Origin of the sequence: Paraglaciecola mesophila KMM 241 (genome assembly GCF_000315015.1) — a bacterium.
Classification (GTDB): Bacteria; Pseudomonadota; Gammaproteobacteria; order Enterobacterales; family Alteromonadaceae; genus Paraglaciecola; species Paraglaciecola mesophila.
In genome coordinates, this window is the sequence record NZ_BAEP01000043.1 from 88,958 (window position 1) to 102,680 (window position 13,723).

Genomic DNA, 13,723 nt, shown 5'->3' on the forward strand with positions numbered 1-13,723 from the left:
TACCACCTTATGGGTAGAGTGGCTACCTAAACAAAACAATACTAATTCAACGCCAGAGGTCTTATCCTTAGCTTATACGGCAAATGATATAGAGAAGAACATTATGTACCAGGACCAACCGGCAACCATTATGATGGTTGATGATCATCCACTATTACGTAAAGGCTTGAGCCAGTTGCTTGAGTTTGAAGATGAGTTAACTGTGATAGCGGAAGCAAGCTCAGGTCAAGACGCCATTGAGAAAGCCTTGGCCTTAGAGCCAGACTTGATCACCTTAGATTTGAATATGCAGGGCATGGACGGGTTAGAAACCCTCAAAATTATGCGTGATAAAGGCGTCAATTCACGCATTATCATGCTCACAGTGTCAGACAATGACGAAGATGTAGTAGAAGCGATCCGCTGTGGCGCAGATGGCTACCTTTTGAAGGATATGGAGCCAGAAGAGATCATCGATAAGCTCAAAGAAGCAACCTTAGGCAAAATGGTACTCAGTGCTAAATTGACAGAAATACTCGCCACTGCTTTGCGTAAACCTGAAAAAGCTGGGAGTCGTGCTTTGGCTAGCCTCACTAGCCGCGAATATGAGATCCTTAAACTTATTGCCAAAGGCATGAGCAATAAACTCATTGCCAGAGAACTGGATATTTCCGACGGTACGGTAAAAGTCCACGTCAAACATTTCCTTAAAAAGCTTAATTTACGCTCCCGGGTTGAAGCGGCAGTGTGGATGGTTAATCACCAAAACGGTTAGTTCCATTTAATGCTAAGTTTATTGACTTAAGTTGCCAATAAGCCTGCAATTTTTAACTACTGGGTATGTATAGAAAATAATGGCGAGTCTTTGTCTTGCTTTTTGAAGATGATTAATAAGCCAAGCGATACAACTTGTAAGCCTATATCTAGGTCACAAACTTTGTCTTAGATAACTTACCACTTATTAGCGGCGGTCACATCTGAGTCTTTTGCTTCAACCCATTTTGGACCTTTCGCACTATGCTCTTGTTTCCATATTGGTGCTTGCGTTTTTAGATAATCCATAATAAATTCTGCCGCAGAAAAAGCCGCGGCTCGGTGTGCACTGGTGACCCCCACAAACACAATTTGTTCGTTAGCGTTCAATTGGCCAATACGGTGGATAATACGGATCTGCCCAAGTGGCCATTTGGCTCTGGCTTGCACACAAATGTCCATTAAGGATTTTTCTGTCATACCCGGATAGTGCTCAAGAAACAGACCTGAAACTGAACCATCAGCATTGTAATCTCGCACCAAACCAGAGAAGGTAACTATAGCGCCGTCACCATCATTACAATCTCGTAGTTGCAGGTATTCGTGATTCAGGTCAAAATCTTCATGTTGTATTGATATCATATTAACCCCCAGTCACAGGTGGAAAAAACGCAATTTCATCACCATCGTTGATTATAGTATCAGGCTTACAAATACTCTGATTCAAAGCACATAAAACATTATTGCCAGACAGCGCTTGCCAGTCTTCGCCTCGAGTTAACAATTGTTGTTTTAGCGCTTCGACAGTTAGTTCACCATTATATTCCACGTTCATTTTAGCTTGCCCAAGTCGCTCTCTTAGACTGGCAAAAAATTGTATTTTAATCATGTGTTCTGCTCCATTCACCAGTTTTACCACCTTGTTTTTCCATCACTTTGATGTCTTGTATCTGCATCAAAGGATCAACGGCTTTTGCCATGTCAAACAAGGTTAATGCTGCAACGGATACGGCAGTAAGGGCTTCCATTTCAACCCCAGTTTGGCCGGTTAATTTGCATAAAGCCTCTATTTTAACTCTGTGTTGGCTTTCATCTATTTCAAATTGCACATCCACTTTGCTCAGCATAAGAGGATGACAAAGCGGTATTAAATCCGCACATTTTTTAGCTGCCTGAATACCTGCTATGCGCGCCACAGCAAAAATATCACCTTTAGAGAGGGCATTGGTTTTGATGAGCTCAATGGTACTAGCTTGCATCTTTATATAACCTTGTGCCCTCGCCACTCTTATGCTCAGTAGTTTTTGAGTGACATCTACCATATTGGCTTTGCCCTGCTGATCAATATGAGTGAAAGTAAGACTCATAGATTTCTACTCTGGCAAGGTTGAGCTAAGGCACCGGCTAAATGTGGGACAAAATTACACGGGCCTTGAGCACCGTCAAGTTGCGCTTTTATGATACCGTGCCACGCTGTTTTGCATGCTCCAGTTGAGCCGGGTAAACAAAATATTATGGTGCCATTGGCCAGTCCCGCCAGCGCCCTTGATTGAATGGTTGACGTACCAATTTCTGCATAAGATAGGTGTCTGAATAATTCGCCAAAACCTTCAACCTGTTTATCTAATAATGGCTGTACTGCTTCAGGCGTAGAGTCGCGGGACGTAAAACCCGTGCCCCCCGTAATTAATACTGCATGAATATTGGCATCAGCAATGTACTGAGATACTGCAGCACGTATTTGGTAGATATCATCTATGACTATTTTTTTCGTCCACTACTATGTGGTCTGCTTCAGTTGCACTTAAGCGTAAGTATTCACCTGAGGTATCAGTACTTTCGTTACGGGTGTCTGAAACTGTCAAAACAGCTATTTGTAACGGTGCAAAAACGAGTGAGGAATGTCCCATATTATGTCTCTTTATACGCGGAATGTTTATCGGCGGTTAAGGCTTGTTGCGCCTGTTGCCATTGGTCGGGATAGTTAGTATTTACCAGGTGTTGGTTATCAGCTGGCTGAATAGCCTGTGCGCCAATTTGACGGATGAAACTGGCCACTGAATAATCGTCAGTGCGCAACAAAATGTGCTCTAATATAGTAACAGTGTTGTGGTTATTGAGCAGATAAAGTGGCAAGTTGTGCTTAGCAAAATAGCTACTGCAATGATGCTTTTGGCTGTAGTGACTAAGTTGTTGTAATGTTCGGTGGTGCAGATAAGGCAAGTCCACAGGTACCAATAATAGATCGAGGTTAGGTCTATTAACCGCAGCAGTATGTATGCCAGAGAGCGGCCCTTTGTTGGCATAAATATCTTGTAGACTTTGCTCTGATGGAAGATTACGACTAATAATGACATCCTTGGCATGGGCTTGTTGTAGGCAATGGAACGTGCGCGCTAGCATATTTTCACCGTTTAGGGTCAATAAGGCCTTGTCGCTACCCATGCGCTTAGATTGCCCCCCTGCTAAAACCACACCAATAAAACTCACCTTTATCCGCCCAACATGGCTAGTTGTTGTGTTGCACCGGTAAAACCTTGTTGTAGATTGTGTCCGGCAGTTTTGCCTGCCACCAATTGACTAATGGCTGTGCTTGCGCCTTGTATATCGTTTGCACTTAAATGGTGGCGAATATCCAAGCCTTGGTCGGCAAATAAACACAGGTGCAACTTGCCTTGAGATGACACCCTTAGTCTATTACAAGTTTGGCAAAAATCTTTGCTATAGGGCATGATAAGTCCAATGCGCCCAGCATAATCAGCATGACTAAATTCTTGCGCGGGCCCTGCGTGCTTTGGGGCAATAACCCTCTGCCAACCTTGTGCCAACAGATTGTTTTTCAGACTGTCACCGGCCACATGGTTTTGATTAAAAAATTGCTGGTTATTGCCAGTTTGCATCAGCTCTATAAAACGCCAAGTGACAGGCGTATCTTTTATAAAGGTAAAAAATTGCTGCATATCGGCCAGATTAAATTGTTTTAACATCACAGTGTTGAGCTTGACAGTTTGGATCCCACAGCCTAGAGCCATATCTATGCCTTGCATTATATCTTCAAGGGTATCTTTACCGGTAATAGCTGCGAACATTCTTGGATCTAGACTGTCAGCGCTAACATTGAGTGCGTCTAGTCCTGCTTGTTTAAAATCATGTATTTGCCGTTTTAAGCTAAAACCGTTGGTGGTTAACGCGACTTTTTTTATGCCAGGGGTGTTTTTGCAAATTTCGATAATATCCGGCAAGTCTTTACGCAAAGCGGGTTCGCCACCGGTAATTCTGACCTTAGAAGTGCCTAATTTAGCAAATGTCGCTACTAAGGTGCGTATTTCGTCTTTGCTTAAATTGTCTTTAGGGGTGTCACAAGGGTTACCATCAGGTAGGCAATAGTTGCACCTGAAATTGCACAATTCGGTGATGGATAAACGCAAGTAGTGAAAACGTCGTCCTAAGCTATCGTGCAACATTATTCAATTACCCTGATGATTATAAATTTCATGCTGTACAGTTTGAGCTATTACGGATGTTTTTGTTATTACGCAGAAGGGATACTCATAAGGGAGTAGTTGGTGGCCAAGGATAAAAAGCCGGCACTGATCAGCCGGCTTTTTAGTTTGGCTTAGATAACTTAAAAGCTGAGATTTAACATCGCCCATAGTTTGTTTGTATCAGTAGCCAATTCATCGGCGTCGTAATGGGCATATTTAACCATGAGACCGAGTTTATTTGCTAATGGGTAGTTGGCTACCAAATTAAGCTCAGTACCATAATCGATGCTGTTTTTAGCCGAACTGAGATCATGCCACACTGCCGTTAAGCCCAAGTTCCCAAGCTTGCCAGTGGCTTTGATATAGATATCATCAATGCCATTAGCTGGAGTGGCTAAAAACTTGTCAGCAAAACCTTGAAATTTATGCAAAGTAGCCAAGGGAGTGATAAACCCTTTGCCATTGTCGCTACCCAAAGATTCGTAACCGGCAGCAAGGTGTATTTTTGAAAAGCTATAACCCAACTCTAAGGTTTGATAATCAGTGCTGTAGCGAATTGGATTATCACCGGCATCAGACTGAGTGGCATACGCCGCATGGATCTTTAATCCAGATACTTTGCCGTCATAGGCTAGACCTACAGTGCGGTTAGATAAAACCAGTGCTGAATCAAAATCCATGCTGTAGACATATCCAGATAAAGTGTGAGTTTCACTGAGCTTATATTGACTGTTAAAGAGGTGAAGTTTACCTGTCAAATCCGCATTGTTGCCAGTAGGACCAAAAATACGATTAACGTTGAAGATATAGCTGTAATCCATACTCAAGTTTTGCTGTCCGTGGTATTGCACACGATAACCATCAAAGGTTTGTTCATTTTGGCGCCATGCAACGCCGCCCACAAAACGCTGATCGTTGTGCACTATGCGTTGGCGACCTAAGGTAAACAGCACATTGCCTTGTTTATAACCTATATAAGCTTGGTTAAGATCCGTACCTGTGGGATCAGCCACTACTGGATATTGGCTCTTAGCGTTTGCCGTACTGTTGTAATTCTCATTGCCAATGGCGCTAACGTTATCTACTTCAATATTGGCGAAAAAACCGTTTAAGTTGGCACTTTTCCAAGTTAAACGCGTTCTGAGGGTAGAGGCATTGGCATCTTTTTCGATACCATCTTGGTCAACCCCCTCATAACGATAACGCATAGAAAGCGAAGTTTTGCCTTCCGTTACGGCTTTTTGTACTGCATCAAGGGTGACTGAGTCGGCATAAACAGGCAGACTGACCATAACGCCTAGTATGTTCGCCAAACTGACGGTTAACAGTGCCTTTGTATATTTAGTTAGTGATGCCTTTTGTGTTGATTTCATCTTTTTCCCCTTTAGTTTATAGGCTTAATAATAACCGAATGACAAAGATAAAATTCAATAAAAACATGCACATACCACTTGTTTTCTCGGCTGTGTCAATGGGAGTATGGCTATCTACCTAAAGGTAGTTATTGCCGAGCTAGTCCACAGATGGTAAAAATCGGCTAATCCCCATTAATACTGTAAATAATGAAACCACCAGAAATTACCCAGCAACAAGCCATGCGATATGCCAGACAAATCTTATTGCCTGGCTTTGACCTAGATAAACAAGAACAATTACTGGGTAGTCGCGTATTACAAATAGGCGTGGGTGGCCTAGGCTGTGCTTGTGCCCAATATTTGGTGACGGCCGGAGTGGGAGGTCTTACCTTAGTCGATGATGACACAGTAGAATTAACCAATTTGCAACGCCAAGTGTTGCATGGTGAAAGTGATATCGGTAGCACTAAATGCGCATCGGCATTGGCATCTTTGCGAAGTTTAAACAGTGAGTGTCGGATTGATACTATTGATAAAAGACTAGATGCACAAGAGTTAGAAAAAATCCTTGTCCAGTTCGACCTGATAGTGGATTGCACTGATAACCTCGTTACGCGTAATGCCATCAATGGTGCCTGTATTATGGCTGGAAAACCGTTAGTGTCAGGGGCGGCAATCCGTATGGAAGGGCAGGTTATTTGTTTTCATCCCTCGGACAATGCCCCTTGTTACCAGTGTTTAAGTACTTTATTTGCGGAGCAAGACCTTAGTTGTGTTGAAGCAGGAGTGATGTCGCCCGTTGTGGGGGTGATAGGGGCTATGCAAGCGTTAGAGGCGATAAAAATCTTAACTCAATATGGTGAGTCTTTGATCAGTCGTTTGTTATTGTTTGATGCAATGACCAGCCGTTGGCAAGAATTTGTGGTGCCTAAAAATCCTCAATGTGAGGCATGTTGTGAAAAAGAAGGATAAGACTAGTCTTGTTCTAGAAAATTATTCGCAATAGCTTCGCTCAGGCGTTCTCTATAGCGTTCTTTTTTGATTGCCAAATGCATTAGTAACATACATATCGCTAGGACACCGTATAAAAGCATAAAACAAGCACTGTAAACACCTATCAAATCTACTGAGATACCAAATAGAATAGGCAATGTACATCCGCCAAGTGCCCCTAACATGGCGACCATGCCACCGACACTGCCCATTTGCTCGGGATAATAATCATTAATCAATTTATACACGCTGGCGCGGCCAAAACCTTGGGCCAAACCAATAATGAGTAATAGGGTGGTAAACACCCAAACACTGAGCTCAATATAAATATTCACTTCTTTATCTACCCCGTGAATAGTCATAGTCGTGGGCGGATAACTAAGAAAAAACAGACAGACCAAACATATCCAAAATACGCTCCAGTTAACGGTTCTGGCACCAAAACGATCGGCGAACCACCCGCCAGCTGCCCTAGCCATGCTCGAGCTAATAACAAATAACAAGGTTAAGGCCATGGCCTGATTAAAGGGTAGGGCATAGGCTTGCACATAATACTGGGGCAGCCATAACAACAAGGCCAAAAAGCTGCCAAATACAAAGTAGTAATAAAGGCCAAATCGCCAGACTTTTGCATGCCGTAAGGGGGCCAAATAAAATTCTAAAGGAAGAGGCTCCTTGATACGTCTAGACAAAGGCAATTCAGGTGCCAACAGTGAAAATAGTGCCGCTGTAAGGCCAACCGCAACCGCGTAACTTGGGCCGATATTTTGCCAACCCCAATGCTCTATAATCATGGGGACAGAAATTAAACTGAGCGCTGCTCCGGCATTACCCGCACCAAATACTCCCATGGCCATGCCTTGTTCGTTGGCATGAAACCAGTCTGTCACGTAGCGAATGCCAATAGTGAAAGAAATACCAGAAATACCAATAACAAAGCCTAAAATTAAGTATTCAGCATAGGTTGAAGCCTGAGGCAAAAGCATTAATGGCGGGATGAGCAATAACATTTGTAGGATCAGCAGTCTTTTACAGGAATACCGTTCACACAATAAACCTATGGGTAAACGAAATAGTGCACCACTGAGAATAGGGGCGGATAGTAATAAACCAAATTCGGTAGCTGAAAGTGATAGCTGAGTGTTTAGCTCTATGCCCATCACAGAATACAAGGTCCACACCGAGAAATTCACGGCAAATGCCAAGGTTGCTAACACTAAAGCGCGAGTTGAGTGTGGGATTTGCGAGCTCATAGCTGCCTAATCTGGTTGTTAGTTCAGGATCATATTGGTCATCCTAGCGGGCTTAACGTCATTTCACCATATCCCCAACTAGTTGAGACTATGTTAATCAGTAAAAAAAACTACCCAAAAGTAGGTATAAAGCTCGCTACCCGCCTGTCTTAGGGCTTTGAAGGCCACTACCCTAAAAGAGCTAGGACTTTTTTTTGAAAAGAAATCAAGCCCTTTAATGGGCTAAACCCAGATGAAAAAGCATGCCATTATCCTCGTATATATCAATCCAAAGCCCCTGCTATCCCTATAAAAAGGAGCATAATAATGACAACTGTTAGTAAACTTAATTTGCTAAAGCTCAGTGAACCCAAGATCAAAACCTTACATCTAACCTGGTTCGCTTTTTTCCTCACATTTGTTGTGTGGTTTAGTCATGCCCCTTTGATGATATTTATCAAAGAGGCATTTGATCTATCTACTGCGCAAGTGAAAGCCCTGCTTATTCTGAATGTGGCACTAACTATTCCTGCCCGAATTGTGGTGGGGATTTTGGTGGATAAATTTGGTCCCAGATATGTGTTTAGTGGACTGTTGATCTCCTCATCCTTTTTCTGCTTCGCTTTTGCCATGGCCGATAGTTATGCCCAACTGGCCTTAATGCGTTTTTTATTAGGCTTTGTGGGGGCAGGGTTTGTGATCGGCATTCGTATGGTAGGAGAATGGTTCCCGGCCCGACAAGTTGGCATTGCTGAAGGTATTTATGGCGGTTGGGGAAATTTTGGTTCGGCCGCTGCAGCCATGTCATTACCTACTTTAGCCTTAATTTATGGTGGTAATGATGGCTGGCGATATGCTATTGCCACAACAGGTGCGTTGACCTTTTTATATGGTATTTTTTATTACACTCAAGCAAAAAACACCCCTAAAGGCTCTACTTATTTTAAGCCTAAAAAATCTGGTGGGTTAGAAGTCACCAGCAAAGGCGACTATTACTTTTACCTCGCCATGAATGTACCTATGTATTTAGCTTTGGCTACTTTGGCTTGGAAGCTATCACCTGCAGGAGTGGCATTGTACAGCGACAACATCATGATGGTGTTGTGGGGCCTATTGTTGGTGTTATTTGTTTTTCAAACCAGTCAAATCCACAAGGTTAATAAAGAAGCCTTGAGGGATGGTGTGGCAGAGTTTGACAAGTATAAATTCAAACAAGTGGCTATTTTAAGTCTGGCCTATTTTGTGACTTTTGGCTCTGAATTGGCCGTGGTGTCTATGTTGCCGCTGTTCTTTTTGGATACTTTTGTTGACTTAGATCCGGTTAAGGCCGGCTTGTTGGCCTCGGGTTTTGCATTTATGAATTTAGTGGCAAGACCTACGGGAGGGTGGTTTTCAGATAAATTTGGACGACGGAAAAGTTTAATGATCCTGATTGGTGGTTTATCAATGGGCTATTTTATCCTGAGTAATATTGATGGTCATTGGTTTATCCCCTTAGCCGTGGCTGCCACTATGTTATGTTCTTTCTTTGTACAGGCAGGTGAGGGCGCGGTGTTTGCCGTTGTGCCTTTAGTCAAACGCAGAATGACCGGGCAGATTGCTGGCATGACAGGGGCATATGGCAATGTGGGGGCAGTGACCTATTTGACCATATTGTCTTTTGTTGACTACAGCACTTTTTTTATGGTGATCGCATGCTCAGCCTTAGTTATTTTTGCTGCTTGTTGGTTTATGGAAGAGCCACAAGGGCATACTACAGAAGTAGCGGCCGATGGCAGTGTTCACCTGATTGATGTAAGTTAAGTTATTCAAATAAAGCGGTTCAAGGACGAGCCGCAACTATACCCATTCAATCAGGCACTAATATGATTTCAAGCGAGACCAAAAGCCCTGCAGAACAAGGATTGCCTAGTAAGCCAGAGGTAGGCCTTGTGGTCACTATGGCCTTCAAAACAGTGTCTGGGGTTAAAAGTGTCAATGAAGATGCTGTGGCGGCGGCTCAGGCTCCTAACCAACATGCATTGGTGAACAAAGGCATTTGTGCATTGATCGCCGACGGCGTGAGCAGTGCAGAAGCTGGGCGAGAAGCCAGTGAATTTTGTGTGAATACTTTTGTTCAAGAGTATTACCGGACACCAGATACTTGGTCGGTCAGTCAGTCAGGCGAAAAAACCTTAAGCAGTATCAATTTAAATCTATTTAAAAAAAGTCATGCCTTTACGCAACAAGAAAAAGGCTATTTGTGCACCGTTAGTGCGTTAATCCTTAAATCCCGTACCGCGCACTTTTTTCATGCCGGTGATTCGCATATTTATCTGTTGCGTGGTGGCCAAGTGAAACTGCTCACCCGAGATCATACAGTTAATATTGGTGGCGGAAAAAATATTTTGGCGCGGGCAGTGGGTATGGATAGTAGCCTGCAAATTGACTACGGAAAACAGCCGCTAGAAGAGGGGGATCTGTTTTTACTCTCCACAGATGGGGTGCACGATTTTATGTCTCCAGATGAGCTGAGTGCCATCTTACTTTCAAAGCTGAATGAACAACAACGCTGTGACAGCTTAGTTCAATTGGCCCTAAAAAATGGCAGTGATGATAATCTCAGTTGTGCTTTAGTGCAGGTCAATAGCCTGTCGCAAGAAAGTCGTGATGATTTTAATAGCAAGTTAACTCGTCTACCTTTTCCGCCAGATTTAGAGCCAGGCATGAGTTTGGATGGTTATCGTATCGAACGAGAATTGTTTGCCAGTAGCCGCAGTCAGGTCTACCTAGTTAGTGATCAGGAAAGTGGGCAGCAGATGGTGATGAAAACCCCTTCTGTGAATTTTCAAGATGACATTAGTTACATCGATCGCTTTATCCGCGAAGAGTGGATTGGCAAACGTATTGATAGCAAGTATGTGGTAAAAATCATAACCCAGACTCGGCAGCGCAATTTTTTATATTATTTGATGGAGTATGTACCGGGATTGCCGTTGGACAAATGGATGATGCAAAACCCTTTGCCAGCGCCTAAATTAGCCATCTGCATAGTCAAACAGATCGCATTGGCTTTGCAGGCTTTTCATGAGATGGAAACTATTCATCAAGACCTCAAACCCGGAAATATCCTGATTGATGAAAATGCCAAGATTAAGGTCATTGATTTTGGTTCTGTTTTTGTAGCAGGCATTGCAGAAATTTTTGTGCCTTTGGAACATACTGGTGCCCTAGGTACGGCAAGTTATTCCGATCCCCATTATCTACAAGGCAAAAATACTGGCGTGCAGGGCGATATTTATGCCTTAGCGACCATTAGTTATGAACTTTTTACCGGTCAACTTCCCTACGGCGAAAAAATTGAGCAGTGCCAAAACAGTTTTGATTTTGCCAAATTGCGTTATCGACCCGCAAATGAAATGAATCCTCGCATTCCCTTATGGTTTGACCGAGCGCTGGAGAAAGGCGTGAGCATTGATTTGTCTGTGCGTTATAGCCGCCTACAAGATTTTGTGGCCGATCTAAGCAAACCCAATCCCGTGTTTTTGCAAGATGATCCTAAAGTATCTAAAAGCCGTGGATTGCTTTTTTGGCAACTAATGTCTGGATTTTGGATTTTAATGTTAGTTATAGTGGTGGTACTCTTTTCCACTTCTTAAGCGGCTTAGCCTCTGTATTTAGCTTTTCGAATAGAAAAATAAAAGTAGGTTTAGGCTGAGCTTGGTCATCAAGCAGGCGATAGCCTGTTTATCCTATTGACTAGATTATCACCGAAAACCTTGGTTATTATGAAATTTTATGCCGAGTAGGTGCTAATTTGGCCTAGCACTAGAGTGCAGTTCAATTGGTGGAATCGGTTACATAGAATGATAAAACATAGAAGGCATGCTCGCCCGTTCCAATCAAGCGTTAAATCGGGCGAAAGATGCTGAGCGTAATCGTATGATAACTGAGAAATAAAAGCGCTGAGTCGTTACTAGCTAAGGTTTAGCTAGCGGATAATTCGATCGGGTTTTCTTGTCGGTCAAATACCACATAGCGATTGATATTTTTGCCTATAGTGACGTCATTGGTCATAGTGTCTAAAAATGGTTCTGCATGCTCACTTGTGGGCGCAGTATTGTGATCACCACTCAAGCTAGCTATAAACACAAAGTTCCACTCCTTGTTAATACTGTCCGCTTCTTTGACTAAGGCTGGAAAGTCAGTTAACTCAGAGGGGAGTTTGTCTACAACCATAGTGGGCGTGATGGTGCCTTTTTTATCCTCGCGCTTTTTACTTTTATTCGACTCATCTGTAGCAGCAAATAAAAAAAGTAAGCGCTGTGGAGCAGTTTGCTCGTTGGCCATTTCCAGCAAATCACTGAACATTGAAATCATAGTATGTAGCCTTATTTGATAAATTTCGATTGGCCTATTCTATGACAATGAGCAAAGAAGGCTTTAGGTCATAAGGAGTAATAAGCTACCACTTAAGAGGTAGGTGGTTGTTGACATTGCAGAAGACATAGTCTGCCTTTAAATTTTTGGGGTAAGTAACAGTGAAAAAATATATGGTCATAATTTACATTTGTAATGCTAAAGCGGCATCGTATCTTTCACGTGATGACAACAAAAATTATATTGGTGTTTGTTGAGTGTTTGATGGTTCAGAATAAGACTTTCGACCGACACTTTTGGGTCTTTTTTGCCAAATACCAAAATCAGTGTCCAGCCTATATAACGGTTGCGCCTGGCTTAGTAGTTCCAATTAAAAGATAGCGACTTTTCATATCCGGTAACTTTGTGTAGTCGACGGACATTGAGCGGGGCATTTCTCTGTCATTCGTTTGAAAGCGCGATAGTCTAGTTTCGGGGTATTGTGCGTAAAGTATCACTTTGCAGTCGGATACTTTGTGGAGCGCACCTGTTGTTGAAACCCAACTAAAGTGCTTAAAAACTGCTTCAGGTATTCGCTCGCCGGGATTTGAGCTAGATTTGGTTACACTTGTACTCTCGTCTCTTTCGTTAAACCTGAGGTCAAACATTGAGCTAAATACGCTTATGTCTTTGTGAATGTAAACCTGATTTTTATCATTATTGTTTTTGGCCAGTCTTTTTATGACTGCTGTCTCGCAATTATGGCTCTTTAGAATTTGCAATGCTGCGGCGATAAACGTCAGACCTTCATGGTCTAAATGATTCAATTCGTAGTTCAATTTAAATCCATTTAATGTATTGGTTAGATTACGTGGTGCTTAAGGCAGGTTAACAATATTAACGACGAATTTGAAGATAAAGTGAATTGCCAAAATGTATATTGATAAGGCTTATCCATTCGAACATTCCCTTGGCTTTCTGGTTAACAGCAGAGCGATAATAGCTATAAAGTTCTCAGTAACACTAAGTGCTCGCAAGCGAACCTATTATTTTAACCACCTCTTTATAATTTTTTTGCAGGTTATAGCTGTTTTTTAGTATCCCATTTTCGGATATTTTGACTACGAGACTTATGCATGATTGTGCGTGAATGAGTGTCGCTTGAAATCTTGGTTTAGGGGTTGCACTTAATTGTTTTTGTTGAATAAATTTAAAGTGTTATTGTTTTTTTACAGTTATTGTTGGAGAGCATATCTAATAAATCTACAGGGCCTTGAACTTACAATTCACAACAAAAATATTATACATAACAATAGGTTATGATTACTTTGGATTGATTTTGTGCTTGCAATTAATTCTGAAATGTCGTAGTTTAAATATACACACACAGAGAAGGTTTCAGTGATGACTGAGAATTTACAAGCCGAAGGTTTGTTTTGATTCTTATATGACATTGCTGGGAATATTAACCACTGAACACGCTATATTTGAGTGGTTCAGCATCAGCGGTTGATGGATTTAACGGGTAATTAGGCTTCGCCTTTTTTTTGTCCATACGCGGATGAAAAGTTAAAGGATAGCCCTGTGT

At 42.3% G+C, this 13,723-nt stretch carries 12 protein-coding genes and 1 pseudogene; 4 read left to right on the top strand and 9 right to left on the bottom strand.

All coding sequences use genetic code 11. From position 1 onward, the window contains the following. The first annotated feature begins 103 nt into the window (after positions 1 to 103). Complete coding sequence (gene narL / locus GMES_RS09995; protein ID WP_039987145.1) at positions 104 to 754, top strand: two-component system response regulator NarL; 651 nt, start codon at positions 104 to 106, stop codon at positions 752 to 754. A 176-nt stretch (positions 755 to 930) separates the two neighbouring features. On the opposite strand, the gene moaE is transcribed toward narL, so the two are convergent. From moaE to GMES_RS10030, 7 genes and pseudogenes are all read right to left on the bottom strand, one after another. Next, entirely contained in the window at positions 931 to 1,374 is a 444-nt protein-coding gene (moaE, locus tag GMES_RS10000) for a molybdopterin synthase catalytic subunit MoaE (RefSeq protein WP_006992550.1), read from the bottom strand. A gap of 1 nt (position 1,375) precedes the next feature. Further along, entirely contained in the window at positions 1,376 to 1,621 is a 246-nt protein-coding gene (moaD, locus tag GMES_RS10005) for a molybdopterin converting factor subunit 1 (RefSeq protein WP_006992551.1), read from the bottom strand. Next, positions 1,614 to 2,099 (bottom strand): cyclic pyranopterin monophosphate synthase MoaC, encoded by a 486-nt coding sequence (moaC, locus tag GMES_RS10010; protein WP_006992552.1) that lies wholly within the window; start codon positions 2,097 to 2,099, stop codon positions 1,614 to 1,616. The genes moaD and moaC overlap by 8 nt, the downstream gene beginning before the upstream one ends. After that, positions 2,096 to 2,642: pseudogene (gene moaB / locus GMES_RS10015) on the bottom strand (molybdenum cofactor biosynthesis protein B). The gene moaC and the pseudogene moaB overlap by 4 nt, the downstream one beginning before the upstream one ends. A 1-nt stretch (position 2,643) precedes the next feature. Next, positions 2,644 to 3,222 (bottom strand): molybdenum cofactor guanylyltransferase, encoded by a 579-nt coding sequence (mobA, locus tag GMES_RS10020; RefSeq protein WP_006992554.1) that lies wholly within the window; start codon positions 3,220 to 3,222, stop codon positions 2,644 to 2,646. A gap of 2 nt (positions 3,223 to 3,224) precedes the next feature. Next, positions 3,225 to 4,196 (bottom strand): GTP 3',8-cyclase MoaA, encoded by a 972-nt coding sequence (moaA, locus tag GMES_RS10025; protein WP_006992555.1) that lies wholly within the window; start codon positions 4,194 to 4,196, stop codon positions 3,225 to 3,227. A 161-nt stretch (positions 4,197 to 4,357) separates the two neighbouring features. Next, a complete protein-coding gene (locus tag GMES_RS10030) occupies positions 4,358 to 5,590 on the bottom strand; it encodes an alginate export family protein (protein ID WP_006992556.1) in 1,233 nt (410 codons plus the stop codon). A 189-nt stretch (positions 5,591 to 5,779) separates the two neighbouring features. Here GMES_RS10030 and GMES_RS10035 point away from each other — a divergent pair, with 189 nt between their 5' ends. Beyond that, on the top strand, positions 5,780 to 6,544 hold the full coding sequence (locus tag GMES_RS10035; RefSeq protein ID WP_006992557.1) for a molybdopterin-synthase adenylyltransferase MoeB: 765 nt from the start codon (positions 5,780 to 5,782) through the stop codon (positions 6,542 to 6,544). 2 nt (positions 6,545 to 6,546) lie between these two features. Here the strand turns inward: GMES_RS10035 and GMES_RS10040 are convergent, their stop codons facing one another. Further along, a complete protein-coding gene (locus GMES_RS10040; RefSeq protein WP_006992558.1) occupies positions 6,547 to 7,818 on the bottom strand; it encodes an MFS transporter in 1,272 nt (423 codons plus the stop codon). Positions 7,819 to 8,124: 306 nt separating this feature from the next. Between GMES_RS10040 and GMES_RS10045 the strand changes: the two genes are divergently transcribed. Then, the gene (locus GMES_RS10045) at positions 8,125 to 9,600 is read left to right on the top strand and encodes a NarK family nitrate/nitrite MFS transporter (protein WP_006992559.1); all 1,476 of its coding nucleotides are present in this window, start codon (positions 8,125 to 8,127) and stop codon (positions 9,598 to 9,600) included. 62 nt (positions 9,601 to 9,662) lie between these two features. Then, the gene (locus GMES_RS10050) at positions 9,663 to 11,435 is read left to right on the top strand and encodes a bifunctional protein-serine/threonine kinase/phosphatase (RefSeq protein ID WP_006992560.1); all 1,773 of its coding nucleotides are present in this window, start codon (positions 9,663 to 9,665) and stop codon (positions 11,433 to 11,435) included. 328 nt (positions 11,436 to 11,763) lie between these two features. Here GMES_RS10050 and GMES_RS10055 read toward each other — a convergent pair whose 3' ends face one another. Then, complete coding sequence (locus GMES_RS10055; RefSeq protein WP_006992561.1) at positions 11,764 to 12,156, bottom strand: hypothetical protein; 393 nt, start codon at positions 12,154 to 12,156, stop codon at positions 11,764 to 11,766. Positions 12,157 to 13,723: the final 1,567 nt, after the last annotated feature.